We start from the raw sequence: 16,140 nt of genomic DNA on the forward strand, positions 1-16,140 counted from the left end.
CCTTCCCCATTGCCCCGGACTTAGCTCCAACGCTTAAGCATTCTTTCTATTACTGTTGAGCCACCCAAACTGCGACGGCCGTTCCCTGATAATCTTGATGGTCGAGGCGCAAAACAATCAGCAGCACATCAGAAATGCTAATAATTTCCTGTTGAGAGTTTGACTTGTTGATTAGATTAGGTGGATTTGCCATTGTTGTTTCAAGACTTTCAGCCTTTGGTGGCGATCGCCACCACCCCTGCTTCGGTTAAGCGACTGCGCCCAATCTGTCAGGTGACCAATGCAGTCCTTTGGGTGCCAGATTCTCTGCAACATCTGGAAGCGGTACAGGTTTACAGCGGTTCCCTGAGCGCTCATTTAGAAACGTTGTGGTCAGAGCATCGCAGCTTTGTTTTTGGTTTAGCGACAGGGGCAGTTGTACGTCTGATTGCGCCGCTATTGCAGCACAAATCGACTGATCCGGCTGTGGTCGTGGTTGACGAAACGGGCAAATTTGTCATTAGCCTATGCAGTGGACATCAGGGTGGTGCCGATCGCCTCACCCAATTAATTGCCTTACAGATAGGTGCAACTCCTGTGTTGACTGGGGCGGCAAACGGCGCTGGGTTGCCTGGAATCGACGTATTAGGAATTCCCTGGGGCTGGCACCGGGGCGAGGGTGACTGGACGGGGGTAAGTGCAGCGATCGCCCGTCAGGAACCAATTCAAGTCATTCAGGAAGCTGGATCAACCCTGTGGCAGTCCCATTTGCCCGAACCTCATCCCTTCCAGTTTGGCTTCCCTGAACATACGGCTGAAGTCAAAGAAGACCTCCCCGCAGCCAAAGCCAGAGTGTGGATTAGTCCCATTCAACGCAAATTTTCCTCAGAATCCGACTTGCCCAAAGTGCAGTGGCATCCCCGCGTGCTGTGGGTGGGTATCGGCTGTGAACGAGGCACCTCTCGCCAATTGATCGAAACCGCGATTCAGCAAGTATTGCAAGCAAATCACCTGGCAGAAGGGGCGATCGCCGGAATTGCCACCATCGACCTGAAAGCCGATGAGGTAGGGTTAGTAGAACTTTGCCGCGATCGCCACTTCCCCCTCCGTTGCTTCACCGCCGAGCAACTTCGCACTGTCCAAGTCCCGACTCCTTCAGCCGTTGTTGAGGCAGAAGTGGGGACTCCGAGCGTAGCGGAAGCAGCGGCGGTTTTAGGGGCTAGCCCCTCTCTTTCCCCCTCTCTCCGCGTCTCCAAGCAAATTGTTCGCGCTGAAAACCAACCTGGAGCGGTGACGGTGGCGATCGCCCAGTCCGAGCAGGAATATATTGGGCGAACGGGAAAGCTCTGGCTAGTCGGTACAGGTCCAGGTCAGCTTGACCAAATCACTCCAGCGGCGCAAATGGCGATCGCTCAAGCAGACGTGGTGATTGGCTACACGCTCTATGTGGAGTTGGTGTCGTCTTTGCTGCGACCAGGACAAATTATCGAAGCACTGCCGATTACGCAAGAGCGACAGCGGGCTAAGCGGGCGATCGCTTTAGCAGACTGGGGGTTGACGGTTGCAGTGATTTCGTCGGGCGACTGCGGCATCTATGGCATGGCAGGACTGGTGCTAGAGGAATTGCGATCGCTCTCTTGGGACGGCAAAACACCCGCCGTACAAGTTTTTCCAGGAATTACAGCCCTACAAGCAGCAGCTTCGCGAGTCGGCGCACCGCTCATGCATGACTTTTGTGCAATCAGTCTCAGTGATCTACTCACCCCCTGGGAAGTGATTGAACAGCGTTTGACGGCTGCGGCTCAGGCAGACTTTGTTACAGCACTTTACAATCCGCGATCGCAAACTCGTACAGAGCAAATTGCGATCGCTCAACAAATCTTTTTAAAACATCGAGACCCCGATACTCCCGTCGCCCTTATCCGTTCCGCGTACCGACAAGACGAACACATCACATTAACAACGCTCGCCCACTTCCTGGAAGCCTCCATCGATATGCTAACCACTGTTCTCATTGGCAATCAAAGCAGCCGCGTCTACGCCGACTGGATGATTACCCCACGGGGTTACTTGGGGTTTTCGCAGACAGAGATCTAACTGAGTGTAGATGTAGGAACGGGTCAAATTTGAGCCAATGGTCTAAGACCTATTTGTGCCTGTTGAAATGCAGATTCATTGCAGTTCACCAACTCAAATGGCTCTTACACTATCACTTCTGAAATTAACGAGGAGTTTATATGCGTTTGACTCGTTTTAACTTATCTGCATTGCGTCCAGTTCGTTTTCTGGTAATCGCTTTTGCTTGTGTTTTGATGATGTTTTCCTATGCTTATCCTGCCCACAGTAAGCCTTTAACATTAGATAGCTCAAGCCGTCCTGACCAGGGCGAAGAGCCACTAAATGAAATTTACGGAGATTCAGAAGATGCCCTACGGGGAGGTGTGCTTTCCGGAGAAGCAACTCGTGAGAAAGCAAACGAGGGAATCAACGAAGTTCAGGGTTCAGCGAATCAGGAAAATATGTACACCCCTGAAAATGCGAACGCTGACACGGTAGAAGATAAACTCAAGCGGGGCTTAGAGAAGCTGACCAACCGCGACTAAGTAGATATTAACTAGTTCTACACAATCAGGCACCTAATTCAGCTAAGCAGGGTCGTACAAGCATTAAGCCCATTTACTGGTTATTTCTGCCCTAGCACATTAACCAGTAAGTCTATTTAGCTTAAGCATGGTGCGATCGCTGCTTTAACGAAATTAGTCTTACCAGTTTCCTCACATTAGACTACGTCTACTCTTACTAAACAAGGGGCTTTAGTCCCCTTGTTTTATTTTCTGTTTAAGAAATTGCATATATTGCCACCTATATAAATAGCAGCTAACAATATTTCTCCAAAAAGAACTGTAGATGGAAGGGCACCCCACTCGGCGGGGGTGCCCTTCCACCTACAGTTCTAGTTTTTGGAATTGGTATAACAGAGCATACAAATTATTGTCAGAGTCTCTCTAGAGTCAGAGAAAATTAAACCAAAAACAAGATATGAATGTGACCTTTGCTAGAGGGAACAGCCGCTCTTATATTCGTAACCTTTATCAGGTAACCAGAAAAGTTGTTCTTCCTGCACTGAAAAAGTAGCAGGAAAACTGTAAAGCAGCTTCATCTGTCAAAAAGGCTACTAGCTAACGGTTAGTGGCTTAATTGTCAGTTGAAGTAATTGACTAAAGCAATAGACATTCTGAGTCGAGCAAGCGATCGCTTCTTTATCTCATGAAAACCTTGTAAAAAGAAGCATTATGCCCTTTGTTTGATCCACTCAGCGTGTCGTTAGCGCGATAAGGAGCATTTCGTGAATAGACTATTTTCAATTTTCAAAAAGTTAAGGTTGCGGCAGATTGTATCCGTTCTCATTGTGGGAGCAGCGTTATTTTTGACTACCGCCTGCAACACTGGCAATATGCAAGGTGCGCGTCCCCAAAATCCTCCAGTTCAACTAGGCGGAAACAACAACCCTCATAAGGGTGGCGGAGACGGCTATACAAACTATCGCATGAGTAACGATCCCGCAGTTAATCAGAAAAACAGACAGGGCGATCGCGCCAGCTTGCCTTTTAGCTTTGATCAGCTTCTAGCAAGCAACGGCGTTGGAAGCAACGCTTCTGACTTGCTGTACCCCGGTGCAGGTGCAACAGAAACTAAGAATTCTGATATTGGGCCAGTAGATTCAGACATTTTGAAAAGAGACGCTCAGCAGGTTCCCGCTCGTCGTCAGCTCAGCATCGATCGCAGTGATCCAAACGCAAAGATTTTGGAAAGAACGGAAGAAGCATTTAAGGATGCTTCTGAGTTTCTAACTGACATGGGTGAATCTGCAACTGAACAGCCTGAAATGCAGCGCAACCCTGCTTTTAATCGATAAATCCGACCAATAAGCTGATCGATAAGCCCGAATTTACAAGTTCGATGACTATCAATTCAAACAATTCAAATTGAAGTTCGAATTGCTTGAATCGAAATTCAAATCCCCAAACCCAATATGAACGGAGCAATTTTCATGAATAAAGCATTTTCTTGGCTAAAGCGTAACCAATTGGTGCGAGCTTTAGTCGTAGTCTTAGCAGGTGTTTCTATGCTGTTAAGCACAGCTTGCAGCAGTGGCCCCAACATACCCAAGGTATCTGGTGAAGGTTCCTACACCGGCAATGCTCCTCAAATGGAGATTTACAAACGAGTTCAGCCCAATGAAGGCGGCATGAACGAGTACAGCAACGTTGATCCCCGTGCTAACACCACCCGAGCTGATGCAAAAGCTAAAGGTCTGGTCGATAATGCAGAGCGCAATATTCAGCGCGGATTTGATGACGTTAGAGAAGCTCCTGAGGTGCTGGGTGGCTACGTCAAAGAGGGAGGCCGTAACCTTGGCGAACAGGCTAGACAAACGACCAATGAGCTTCAACAAGGTGCTAGAGAAGGCAGCCGCAACTTGCGTCGCAATGCTGCTGAAGCCCGTGAAGGCGCAGGCAATGTTGTTCAAGATGCAAAAGGTAGAACCAATGAAGCTGTTAGAGGTACGCAGCGTGCATTGGATGATGCTTCTAACAAGCTTGACAGTCGTGCATAGATAGCAACTTAGGTTGCGATCGCGGGCATTGTTTCTGCCTGTAGACTTAAGCGTAGGGACATTGTCCCTGCGCTTACTTTAATTTGTCGGAGGAGCCTAAAATGATCAGCCCTTTTTTGCTCAGCCGCGTATTGCTGCAATTTGGAGATGACTCCAGCAACTTGCTGGGGCAGATGTCAGCCGTTGCCTTCACACCCGATGGTAGTCTTTGGGTCGGTTCTGATGAACTGACAACGATTGAGCGTTTGTTTCCCATTGATCACCATGTGTTTAGTAAGCATCAGTCAGTGGCGATCAGTAATTTTGTTGACCTATTTGACCAGGATAGTGAGATCGATATTGAAGGCTTAGACTATAGTGAACCCTACCTTTGGTTCACAGGTTCCCACAGCACCAAGCGCAAGAAAGCGAAAGGAAAAAATCTTGAAAAAGATATCCGCAAACTATCAAAAGTTAAAACTGAACTAAACCGTTATTTGATTGCTCGCATTCCGTTTTCCGAAGGAGAGCTACACAAATCTTGTCCCCACCCAACTAATTCTAAGAAAACTTATACAGCTGCCTGTCTTCAAAAAACAGATGATGGCAATATCCTAACTGAAGCGTTGAAAGAAGACAGCCATTTAGGACCATTCTTCTCACCCTGTATCCCTTCAAAAGAAAACGGGTTTGACATTGAAGGATTAGCAGTTCATGGACACAAAATCTTTTTAGGATTAAGAGGCCCCGTTCTGCAACAATGGGCAATCATCTTAGAAATAGAAGTTGAGGAAACAGAACCAGGAATCCTTACTTTGAAAAAAATTGGTAAAGATAAGCAGCTTTATAAGAAACACTTTATCAATCTCAAGGGTTTAGGCATTCGAGAGCTGTGCTTTCAGGGCAGAGATTTACTAATCTTGGCAGGCCCAACAATGAGCATTGAAGGAGCGATGCGAGTCTATCGCCTCAAACATGCATTGAACCATTCCAGCGATAGCCTATCAAGCTTGGACACAGGAGAGCTAGAGATAGAGTTTGATCTTCCTTTTACCCTGGAAACCGATCATGCTGAGGGTCTGTCACTTCTCCCCTGTTTTAGTCAGTCTAACGGGCTGTTAATTGTTTATGACTCACCTGACCCTAGGAGAAAAGCTACTTCGGATTCTATCTTTGTTGATATTTTTAGGCTGAAGAAACAGTAGCTGCGCAGGTTAATAGAGTTAATTAGGGACAATCTCGATTCTCTTCTTCTCCATTCGGCATAACGGTGTGACACAGAATGGCTTGCCTGAGGGAATTCTTGCTAACATCTGCACCGCGCAGGTTAGCGTAATTTAGATTAGTACCGTTGAGGTTAATGTTATCCATATTTGCATTGATCAAAACAGTGCGAGTCAGATTTGCATTACTTAAATCCGCATCAGTCAAGCTAGCTTCTTCTAGAATAGAAGCCCTCATATCAATATTCGTTAGGATTGCTCGCTCTAGTTCTGCACCCTTCAGGTTTGAGTACCTCAAATTTGCATCTCTTAGAGAAATTTGGTTCAGAATTGCTCGAATCAAGATGGTGTTATTGAGATCTGCCCTATCTGCTTGTGCATTTTCCAGGAAAGCACTTTCCATTCGAGCAGCCTCAAGACTAGCATCTGTTAAATTTGCCTGTTGCAAATTTGCGCCTCTTAAATTTGCGCCTCTCAGGTTTGCTTCTGACAGGTTAGTTGCTTTTAATACGGCCGCTGAGAGATTAGCTCGTATCAGCGCTGCACGACTCAAGTTAGCCCTACTCAAATTTGTTTCGGAAAGGTCCGCTCGTTGCAGATTTGCTTCTTCTAAACTTGCTCTAGCTAAAACAGAATCCTGCAGATTTGCCTCAGTTAAATTAGCTCTATCTAAATCGATATTAGGTAAGTTGACTGCAATTAATTCAACTCTGCTGAAGTCCATGCCTTCCAAGTCAATTAAGGCTTGATTACGAGCAATTAAATTGGCTTCAGCCAAAAACTGTAGAAGTCGTCCTTTGCTTTGACCACTAAGCTGATGCAAGGTTGCGATCGCTCTAGCTCTAGCTAAGTTTTGAGCGTTCTTTGCGGTTACTGCGTTCTGCTCTGCTGATGTAAATAAATTTGTAATTTGGTCAAAATACGCAGCTAAAACTGATTGTTCTCGTCTGAGATTAACCTGGTGATTGGCGTAGGATATAGTGCCAATCAGAAGTAGAAAAAGGAGCAATAATTGCACAAATCGATTTCTGTCATACTTCAAATCTAATTTGCGCCAAATTTCCATAAACCAATTTCGAGCTTTCATTGAGGTTTGAAGGGCTGGCTTAAGTGCCTGCAAAGGTTGTAACAATTCGATTGGTCAGGATAGGATATAGCTCAAATAAGATCATGCCTAACACAAATAAATTGAATAAATGGAACCATGAAAAGTGCTTGCCTGCTAATTGAATCTGAGGACGTTCTGAGGCGTTAGCATTAATGGCTGCAGTGAGGCAAAACATTAAAGGTAAGAAAAGTGCCAGGGTAAATCGATTGCCGCTAGCAATGGGAATATACCAAGCATAGAGCAATGTGTAAGCAGTGAAGTAGCTAAAGTAAAAGAAGAGAAGAAATACTTGGCTTTTAGTGATTTTTAGGCTGCGGAGATTTGCCAGAGTGGTAAGTAGGGCGATCGCCAAATAAATGACTAAATACTTAAAGTATCCGTAGGAATCCTTAGCAACTACTATAACTTTATTCAAACCGTCAAAAAGCCGTTCAAAAATGTCTGAAGCGGTATGTTCCTGTAAATACTTCTCTAGACTAGGAATTTGCTCAGGCGGCATTTCGGGCCAGCCTTTTCCATCTCCATAAGCTCTGGTTCCCTGCTTTGCCTCATTCCAAGAATCGTACCAAATATAAAAAGTCGAATTGACGTTATAAAAGTAATGTCCAAAAACTCTTTGGCTGGTGCTGATATAAGGATAAATAGTCAGTAAAAAACAAAAAATTACTAAGGCAAGACTGAGAATACGTAGCAGGAAATTATTTTTGACCTCATTAAAGCTAAAAGTTTTATTTCTTAAATTGCTATAAAACAAATAAATAGATTGCGCTAGAAAAGCCAATACAAATAATGCCAGTCCGGGTAGAATTGAAGCTTTGGTAAGGTGGGTAATGCCCATTAAAACTCCGGTTGCTATTCCCAATTTCCAGCTTGGTTTCTTTAGCATCCAAGCCATAAGTAGGAATCCGCAAAAGCTAAGAAAATAAAACAAAATTTCAGCTTGAAAGTAGGCTGCTCTAAACAGAAATACTGTGAAAGCGGTGATCAACAGCAAATTTATTGCTTGTAAGCGTGAAAAAAATCTCTGAAAGATCAGAAAAAGGCACGGCAGAATTGCAACAGACAGGGCAATATTGAAATATTTACCACGGGTAAAAGCTTCGTTTTCTGTGAGGTTGGGGTCGTAAACAAGTGACTGCAAAAAAGGGTAGACTGGCATTCGATTGCGTCCACCTACAAAGTTATAGTTGGTTTCATATAGACTTCGGGTATAGCTTAAATAAGCCTCCTGATCGACACGCGTAATGTCTAAATTGATTCGCTTTGAATGCTCTACTGCACTGTAGATATAGAATACTAGAAGCAATAGCGTCAGACCCACAATGCAAATTCTTTTGAGTGAGTCGATGGGCTGTGATTTCATCTTAGTTTGCTTAAATTGATGCCTGACTGTGTTGCTGCTAATAAAAGACAATCGCCGCCATTAAAGAAGCTAACGAAATAAATTGTATTTAAGAATGCAATAGATTGCCCGAAAGCCGTCCCGCCAACCAATTTTCTTACCGTCTTTATACATCCGACCATAGTAAGAAATTCCCACTTCGTAAATTCGGCATCCTTTTTTGGCAATTTTTGCTGTAATCTCAGGCTCAAATCCAAACCGATCTTCTTCAATTTTCACAGATTGAATGATTTCACGGCGAAAAGCCTTGTAACACGTTTCCATATCGGTCAGGTTGATATTGGTAAACATGTTGGACAGCGTGGTCAAAAATTTGTTGCCGACCATATGCCAATAGTAGAGAACCCGGTGAGGTCCGCCTCCAGCAAAACGAGAGCCATACACCACATCTGCTTTATCTTCCAGAATAGGATTGATCAGCAGAGGATATTCTTGAGGATCGTACTCTAAGTCTGCATCTTGAATGATAACGATATCCCCTGTTGCCACGCTAAATCCGCTGCGTAATGCAGCCCCTTTGCCAAAGTTTGCTGGGTGGTAGATAACTTTATTGACCTGGGATTCAATTTCAGAAATCAATAGTTCTCTCGTGCCATCAGTTGAATAATCATCAACGATAATGATTTCGCAGTTTTGTATGGGAGATGCTTTGACTGCTTTAACAACCGTTTGAATTGTTTTTACTTCGTTAAAGCAAGGAATAACAACACTGAGTTTCATGGATTTGAACAGAGCTTGCTGATGGTTTTAATGGATTTTGATGGCATCAAATAGAATTTATTTGGAACTATTTTTCGAGAAAAATGTTTGATGATTTGGTCACTTTTTGAATTGTGCCAGCGCTTAGAAAATATACTCCCAAACGGTCAGATTATCAATTGCTGAAGTTCAAAGCTCTGGCTACATCCGGGCGTGAAGCAGGTAACATATCGTAGGGGTAGGATGCTGTTAGCTACTCCTGAGTCCTTTTCCGGTAGCTTCACGGTTGGAAGGCTGAGGATAAGGACATTTCGTTCCTGAATTAGGTGCCCTCTCCTCATTTCCTCTCAATGGAGTTTTAGATCGTGACTAAGAAAAGAAAGTCTACCCTGCTGCTGTTGTCGGGAGCAGCGATCGCCCTAGTTGCAGGAGGAATTGGTGCCTACTGGCTATTAGCTCGTCGCTTACCTGCGGGAGGGCTACCCGTGGGCATGGATGTGTTGCCACAAACCGCCTTAATGACGCTTTCCTTTTCCACCGATGAATCGCAGTGGCGCACCCTGCGACAGTTTGGCACGGACGAAACTCAGACTTCGCTCAACCAAACTCTGGCAGACCTGCGCGATCGCCTGCTAACCGCTAACGGCTATGACTATGAGCGCGACATCCAACCCTGGGTAGGAGACGAAATCACCGTCGCATTTTTGTCAGCGCAAAGTCCAGTCGTTGAGGGGGAGGAGTCGGAGGAATCGGAGGAATCGGAACCACCAATTCTACAGCCCCAGGAAGATCCTCAAACTGCTGTGATGATTCTACCGATCGAAGATCCGGCGCGGGCTCAGCAAATTCTCACGGAACCCAAATCTGAACAAGGCGCAACCCTGAGTGAACGCGACTATCAGGGCGTGCAAGTTCGGGAGTTTGAGAGCGCAGGTGAAACCTATTCTGCTGCTGTGTTAGACAATCGGCTACTGGTGATTACCACAGCAGGTGACGCAATCGAGCAGGTGATCGACACCTCAAAGGGAGGAGCCTCTGTCGCTCAGACTCCTGGATTTAACCAGGCGTTGCGGCAGATTGTAGCCCCGCAGCCGTTTGCACGGATTTATGTGAATGCACCCGCTGCCAGGGCGATCGCCTCTGCGGGTTCACCGCAGGCATTGCCACCTCAAAACCTGACTCCGCTACAAAACAACCGAGGTATTGCCGCAACCGTCACCCTTGAGTCAGAGGGACTGCGCTTTCAGGGAATTGCCTGGTTAGATCCGGACAGTGAGACGGTCTACGAGGTGAAAAATGGAGACGACAAGTTACCGGACTTGCTCCCAGCAGAAACGCTGCTGATGGCATCAGGTGGAAATTTGCAGCGGTTTTGGCAAGACTACAGCCAGCGGGCTGAGATGAATCCAATTAGCCCCCTCAGTCCAGAAAATCTGCGGACAGGGTTAAACAATCTGACCGGGTTAGATCTGGAAGAAGACTTAATTTCCTGGATGGGGGGAGAATTTTCTCTGTCCGTGATAGAAATACCAAATAGCACAGAACCGCCCGCTGAGCCCGGAACCGTGGGCACCAGAGCAGGGGTGCTAATCATGGTGAAAGCGAGCGATCGCGCTGCTGCCGATGCAACGCTAGCCGAACTTGACGAAGTAGTAGGCGATCGCTATCGTTTTCAAGTCCAGGAAACAGACATTGAGGGACAGCCCGTGGTGCAGTGGACTTCTCCCCTGAGCGGACTGACCATTACCCGTGGTTGGCTCGAAGGAGATGTAGCATTTCTGGCATTTGGGGCAAACTTGGCTCAGACCATCTTGCCGCAGCCAGACGCTTCCCTGGTGGCGAGCCAACCTTTTGAGCAATCGGTTGACCTGGAGTTTGATCCCAACAACGGACACTTTTTTGTGAATGTCAATCGCCTGCTCAGCGAAGATAGCCCTGTTCCCGTCCCCAATTTGCCCCCAGCCAACGAAGCGTTTATTCAAGCAATTCGGGCGATCGGCGTGACTGCTGCAATTCAAGATCGACACAGCACCCGCTATGATGTCCGTGTTCTCCTGGACAAGACAGACCGCCCAAGTGAATTGCCCGCCCCATCTGTTCCGCCAGCTTCCCCCAGTCCCGAAAGCCCTTAAACAATTCAAACCCCTTAACCCCATACCCCATACTCTCCTGGCATGAGCAGCCCCACTGCAACTCTATTAATTTCCTGTCCTGATCAAAAAGGACTGGTGGCAAAAATTGCGAACTTCATCTATTCCAACGGTGGCAATATCATTCATGCTGACCAGCACACCGATTTTGCAGCGGGGCTGTTTCTGACGCGGATCGAGTGGCAGTTAGAAGGGTTTAATTTGCCGCGTGACCTGATCGGTCCAGCATTTAACGCGATCGCCCAACCGTTACAAGCAAACTGGCAACTTCAGTTTTCCGATGCCGTTCCCCGCATTGCGATTTGGGTCAGCCGCCAAGATCATTGCCTGTATGACCTGATTTGGCGACAGCGATCAGGAGAACTGACAGCTGAAATTCCGCTGGTGATGAGCAACCACCCACAGATGGAGGCGATCGCCCAGCAATTTGATATCGACTATTACCACATTCCAATTACCAAAGAAACCAAAATCGAGCAGGAAGCCCGCCAGCTAGAACTATTGCACCAATATCGAATTGACCTCGTCGTGCTGGCAAAATATATGCAAATTCTTAGCCCAGACTTCATTGCTCAATTTCCCAAAGTGATCAACATTCACCATTCCTTTTTACCTGCCTTTGCTGGAGCAAATCCTTATCAAAGAGCTTACGAACGCGGAGTCAAAATTATCGGAGCCACTGCCCACTACGTCACCCAAGATTTAGACGAAGGTCCAATTATTGAGCAAGATGTTGTCCAAGTCAGCCACCGTGACGAAGTCACCGACCTGATTCGCAAAGGCAAAGACTTGGAACGAATCGTCCTCGCCAGAGCCGTCCGACTCCACCTGCAAAACCGCGTCCTCGTCTACGGCAACCGCACTGTCGTCTTCGCCTAATCCCCAACCCTTAATCCCCGATCCCTTTCATGCCAACTAAACCCACCCGCGTCTGCATTATCCTCGGAACTCGCCCGGAAGCGATCAAGCTTGCCCCGGTAATTCAGCAGTTTCGGCGATCGCCTGCCTTTGACACTCAGGTCGTCCTCACCGGACAGCACAAAGAAATGGTGCAGCAGGTGATGCAGTTGTTTGACCTGACTGCCGATCACGATCTAGACATCATGCAGCATCAGCAAACGCTTACCGATATCACCTGTCGCAGTTTGCGCGGACTGGAAACTTTGTTTCAGCAGATTCAGCCCCAAATCGTGTTAGTCCAAGGCGATACCACGACAGCGTTTGCAGCGGCGATCGCCGCCTTCTACCAAAAAATTCCAGTAGGGCACGTCGAAGCTGGGCTACGTACCGATGATCTATACAACCCATACCCAGAGGAAGCAAACCGTCGCCTGATTTCCCAGGTAACTCAGCTTCACTTTGCGCCGACTACGCTCTCCGTCGAACATCTAAAGCGATCTGGCGTGGTTGGCGACATTCACCACACGGGCAACACCGTGATCGATGCGCTGCTGTCAATGGCAGAACGGCAGCCTGCCTGCCCCATTCCTAATCTGGACTGGAGCCAATATCGCACCCTGCTTGCAACCGTACATCGGCGCGAAAACTGGGGCGAACCGCTCAAGGATATTGCCCAAAGCTTCTTGCAGATTCTCGACAAGTTTCCCGATACGGCTTTGCTATTGCCTTTGCATCGCAATCCAACCGTGCGAGAGCCGCTACAGGCGATGCTGGGCAGTCACCCCAGAGTATTTCTGACTGAGCCGCTTGATTATGCCGAATTGGTGGGAGCGATTCAGCGCTGCTATCTGCTGCTCACTGACTCTGGTGGATTACAAGAAGAAGCCCCCAGCCTGGGTAAGCCCGTACTGGTGCTACGGGAAACGACCGAACGACCAGAGGCGATCGCCGCTGGCACTGCCCAACTTGTCGGCACCGATCCCCAGCAAGTCGTCACTACTGCTATGAAACTGCTCAGCGATTCCGATGCCTACCAAACGATGGCAACCGCTGTAAACCCCTTCGGAGACGGTCACGCAGCAGAGCGAATTTTAGACATTGTAGAAAACTACTTTGACTAAGCAAATAAAAAAGCCTGCACGAACAGGCTTTGACTAATAAGAATTAGAAACAGAAGTAGGGCAATTAGCCAGCTTAGGTACTTAAAGTCAGCTAACTGCCCATAACTGATTATTCCGCTTCTGCCAGCTTTACTTTGGTTGCCAAACCAATTGCTTGTAAAAACCGGATCGTCATCCAGGTCATGTCAATTTCCCACCACTTCAAGCCATGACGGGCAGAGTATTGAAAAGCGTGGTGGTTGTTGTGCCAGCCTTCACCGTAGGTGAGTAGAGCGACCCACCAGCAGTTGGTAGAGCGATCGCCCGACTCATAGGTGCGATAGCCAAACTTATGAGTTGCACTATTTACAAACCAGGTGCAGTGATAGACCACAACCAGCCGCAAGAAGACTCCCCAAACGACAAAAGGCCAGCCTCCAATCAAGTAAAGAATCGCACCAAAAACGATCTGAATCGGCAGAAAATACTTATCTAAAAACTGGTAAACCGGATCATCAGCGATATCTTTTGTATATCGAGCAACTTCTTGTTTTGCGGGTATTTCATGCAGCATCCAGCTCATGTGGCTCCACCAAAACCCCTTACTAGAATTGTGGTGATCCAATTCCTGGTCAGAGTGAATGTGGTGGTGGCGATGCAGCCCAATCCATTCAATTGGGCCACCTTCAAGCGATAAGCTACCAAAAAAAACCAGCAAATACTCTAGCCATTTAGGAGTCTGGAAGCTGCGGTGTGTCACCAAGCGGTGCCATCCCAGCGTGATTCCTAAACCGCCGGTAACCCAGTGTAAAAACACTGCAAGACCGACCGCAGACCAGCTAAAGTTGCTGGGAAGGAAGGCAAACAGCGCTCCAAAGTGAATCACTGCCATAAAAAAGACAACGGGCCAGGTAATACGAGGTTCGGTTGATGTTGCAATAGTCATGCAGTAATCTCAGTATGAATTTTGCAGCCCAATCTGCGCGACAATAATTTCCGTGAGCCTTGGGAAAGCAAGTGCTAACAGTAATGCCAGCATTGCTTCAGGTGGAACACGGACATCTTCTCCCAAGATTGGGGGGACAAGACATTGAACCTCCGGCAGAAATCAGATGGCAGGCTTAGAAAATCCCTGAATTCAACCCATTTTTGCGAGGAGGTTAACCATGAACAGCGTTGAACAGCTGCGACGAGCAGAACAGGCACTATTCCAGATTTTTTCTGGAATTGACGCTCAGGTCAAGAAAAACCTGAAGCGAGTGCTAACTGCCCTGCGTCATCATCGGGTTGGAGTCCATCACTTTGCCGGAGTGACGGGCTATGGACACGACGACCTGGGGCGGCAAATCCTGGATCAGGTGTTTGCCGAAGTCATGGGTGCTGAAGCTGCTGCTGTGAGAGTGCAGTTTGTTTCAGGCACTCATGCGATCGCCTCTGCCCTTTATGGAGTTCTCCGTCCCGGAGACGAGATGCTAGCCGTAGCAGGTGCCCCCTATGACACTTTAGAAGAAGTCATTGGGTTAAGGGGGCAAGGTCAAGGTTCTCTAAAGGAATTTGGCATCTCTTACCGTCAATTAGAGCTAACAGCGGAGGGAACGCTCAACTGGCAGGAGTTAGAACATGCGGTACAGGAAAATACCCGTCTGGTATTAATTCAACGCTCGTGCGGCTATTCCTGGCGGCAGAGTTTAGCGATCGCCGACATCGAAAAAATCGTTCACCTGGTCAAGCAGCAAAATCCAAACACGGTCTGCTTTGTCGATAACTGCTACGGCGAATTTATCGAAGACCGAGAGCCACCAGCAGTCGGGGCAGACCTGATCGCCGGATCGCTGATTAAAAATCCAGGCGGCACAATCGTGACCGCAGGAGGCTACGTCGCAGGACGGGCAGACTTGGTAGAAGCTGCCACTTGTCGGCTCACGGCTCCTGGCATCGGCAGCGCCGGGGGAGCCACCTTTGACCAAAATCGACTGCTGTTTCAGGGGCTATTTCTAGCACCGCAAATGGTAGGGGAGGCAATGAAGGGCAATCATCTAACCGCCTACGTGTTTGAGCAGTTGGGCTATCCGGTGAATCCCCTGCCCTTTGCACCACGTCGTGATGTGATTCAAGCAGTGCAGTTGGGTTCTCCAGAGAAGTTGATTGCTTTTTGTGCGGCAATCCAGCAGCATTCCCCTATCGGTTCCTATCTCAGCCCTGTTCCTGCCGAAATGCCCGGTTACGAGAGCCAGTTAGTGATGGCAGGTGGTACCTTCATTGACGGCAGCACGTCTGAATTCTCGGCAGATGGACCGTTGCGGGAACCTTACACGGTCTTTAGTCAGGGCGGAACGCACTGGACGCACGTGGCGATCGCTCTAGAAGCTGCGATCGAAGCGGTTGGAGTTGCTTAAGACTCTCGGTCAAACAAAGCTTTGATTGCTTGTAAATTCCTCGTCCAGTGAGCAACTACGGTGTAAACCCTAATTACATCCAGGGCTAGCAAATTAAACTGAAGAATCTAGGCTCCTCTAGCTTGAGGCTGTCCTCAGGTAGTTACACCGTTTCTACAAAAACAAGCTACAGATGGAAGGGCACCCCGCGAAGCGGGGTGCCCTTCCATCTGTAGCTCTAAATTTTGGAAGTGGTATTACTTGTAATATGTGAGCAGGTTGTCACGGGTAAGTAATTTCAAGTGGGAATATGATATGGCAGATAAAAATGAAGATAACGTCGAGCAGTTTCTTTATCCCCGGGCGCGTTTTCGGGGAGAATTTTCTCCTGAGCATCTAGCATTCGATGCTAATTTGCAAGAATTTGCCCAACGGGTGGCTCTTATTTGTGGCTTAGAAACGGGAGGAAAGGTGCCGCCAGAAGATGCATACAATCAAATCAAGCAGCTTTGGCAAGAACTAAAAAAATCTAAAGGCAGTCTGTTAGATGAGCCAAAGCCACCCAAACCCGAGTTGCCGCCAGAGGAATAAAGCATTTTTTGATTGG

General features: G+C 47.6%; 15 protein-coding genes. 10 read left to right on the forward strand and 5 right to left on the reverse strand.

Annotated features, from left to right (window positions below; translation table 11 throughout):
• Positions 1-49: 49 nt before the first annotated feature.
• Positions 50-193, reverse strand: a complete 144-nt coding sequence (locus H6F93_RS25830) for a hypothetical protein (RefSeq protein WP_190687184.1) — start codon at positions 191-193, stop codon at positions 50-52.
• On the opposite strand from H6F93_RS25830, the gene cobJ reads away from it, so the two are divergent.
• The 5 genes from cobJ to H6F93_RS25855 all read left to right on the forward strand — a co-directional run bounded on the left by cobJ (position 193) and on the right by H6F93_RS25855 (position 5,781).
• Positions 193-2,076 carry a precorrin-3B C(17)-methyltransferase gene (cobJ, locus tag H6F93_RS25835; RefSeq protein WP_242043620.1) on the forward strand — a complete coding sequence of 628 codons (1,884 nt, stop codon included), beginning with the start codon at positions 193-195 and terminating at the stop codon, positions 2,074-2,076. The genes H6F93_RS25830 and cobJ overlap by 1 nt on opposite strands.
• A 140-nt stretch (positions 2,077-2,216) precedes the next feature.
• The gene (locus tag H6F93_RS25840) at positions 2,217-2,582 is read left to right on the forward strand and encodes a YtxH domain-containing protein (RefSeq protein ID WP_190687187.1); all 366 of its coding nucleotides are present in this window, start codon (positions 2,217-2,219) and stop codon (positions 2,580-2,582) included.
• Positions 2,583-3,325: 743 nt separating this feature from the next.
• Complete coding sequence (locus H6F93_RS25845) at positions 3,326-3,895, forward strand: DUF6658 family protein (protein ID WP_190687190.1); 570 nt, start codon at positions 3,326-3,328, stop codon at positions 3,893-3,895.
• 135 nt (positions 3,896-4,030) lie between these two features.
• Complete coding sequence (locus H6F93_RS25850; protein ID WP_190687193.1) at positions 4,031-4,597, forward strand: hypothetical protein; 567 nt, start codon at positions 4,031-4,033, stop codon at positions 4,595-4,597.
• Positions 4,598-4,698: 101 nt separating this feature from the next.
• Positions 4,699-5,781 (forward strand): DUF3616 domain-containing protein, encoded by a 1,083-nt coding sequence (locus H6F93_RS25855; protein WP_190687196.1) that lies wholly within the window; start codon positions 4,699-4,701, stop codon positions 5,779-5,781.
• Positions 5,782-5,803: 22 nt separating this feature from the next.
• Here H6F93_RS25855 and H6F93_RS25860 read toward each other — a convergent pair whose 3' ends face one another.
• The 3 genes from H6F93_RS25860 to H6F93_RS25870 form a co-directional block, all read right to left on the reverse strand.
• Positions 5,804-6,886, reverse strand: coding sequence for a pentapeptide repeat-containing protein (locus tag H6F93_RS25860; protein WP_190687199.1), 1,083 nt, complete (start codon positions 6,884-6,886; stop codon positions 5,804-5,806).
• 19 nt (positions 6,887-6,905) lie between these two features.
• Positions 6,906-8,228, reverse strand: coding sequence for an LTA synthase family protein (locus H6F93_RS25865; protein WP_190687204.1), 1,323 nt, complete (start codon positions 8,226-8,228; stop codon positions 6,906-6,908).
• Positions 8,229-8,339: 111 nt separating this feature from the next.
• The gene (locus H6F93_RS25870) at positions 8,340-9,029 is read right to left on the reverse strand and encodes a glycosyltransferase family 2 protein (RefSeq protein WP_190687207.1); all 690 of its coding nucleotides are present in this window, start codon (positions 9,027-9,029) and stop codon (positions 8,340-8,342) included.
• A 344-nt stretch (positions 9,030-9,373) separates the two neighbouring features.
• On the opposite strand from H6F93_RS25870, the gene H6F93_RS25875 reads away from it, so the two are divergent.
• From H6F93_RS25875 to wecB, 3 genes are read left to right on the forward strand one after another with little or no spacing between them, the layout of a single operon-like run.
• The gene (locus H6F93_RS25875; protein WP_190687210.1) at positions 9,374-11,140 is read left to right on the forward strand and encodes a DUF3352 domain-containing protein; all 1,767 of its coding nucleotides are present in this window, start codon (positions 9,374-9,376) and stop codon (positions 11,138-11,140) included.
• Positions 11,141-11,182: 42 nt separating this feature from the next.
• Entirely contained in the window at positions 11,183-12,037 is an 855-nt protein-coding gene (gene purU / locus H6F93_RS25880; RefSeq protein ID WP_190687213.1) for a formyltetrahydrofolate deformylase, read from the forward strand.
• Positions 12,038-12,066: 29 nt separating this feature from the next.
• Positions 12,067-13,179 carry a non-hydrolyzing UDP-N-acetylglucosamine 2-epimerase gene (wecB, locus tag H6F93_RS25885; RefSeq protein WP_190687216.1) on the forward strand — a complete coding sequence of 371 codons (1,113 nt, stop codon included), beginning with the start codon at positions 12,067-12,069 and terminating at the stop codon, positions 13,177-13,179.
• A gap of 109 nt (positions 13,180-13,288) precedes the next feature.
• Here wecB and H6F93_RS25890 read toward each other — a convergent pair whose 3' ends face one another.
• Positions 13,289-14,104, reverse strand: a complete 816-nt coding sequence (locus tag H6F93_RS25890) for an acyl-CoA desaturase (RefSeq protein WP_190645243.1) — start codon at positions 14,102-14,104, stop codon at positions 13,289-13,291.
• A 220-nt stretch (positions 14,105-14,324) separates the two neighbouring features.
• Between H6F93_RS25890 and H6F93_RS25895 the strand changes: the two genes are divergently transcribed.
• On the forward strand, positions 14,325-15,554 hold the full coding sequence (locus H6F93_RS25895) for a methionine gamma-lyase family protein (protein WP_190687219.1): 1,230 nt from the start codon (positions 14,325-14,327) through the stop codon (positions 15,552-15,554).
• Positions 15,555-15,848: 294 nt separating this feature from the next.
• Positions 15,849-16,124: a DUF7219 family protein gene (locus tag H6F93_RS25900; protein ID WP_190645241.1), complete on the forward strand. Its 276-nt coding sequence runs from the start codon at positions 15,849-15,851 to the stop codon at positions 16,122-16,124.
• The last annotated feature ends 16 nt before the right edge of the window (positions 16,125-16,140 follow it).

Source organism: Leptolyngbya sp. FACHB-671 (assembly GCF_014695745.1).
In the GTDB taxonomy this organism is placed as follows: domain Bacteria; phylum Cyanobacteriota; class Cyanobacteriia; order Elainellales; family Elainellaceae; genus JAAUTN01.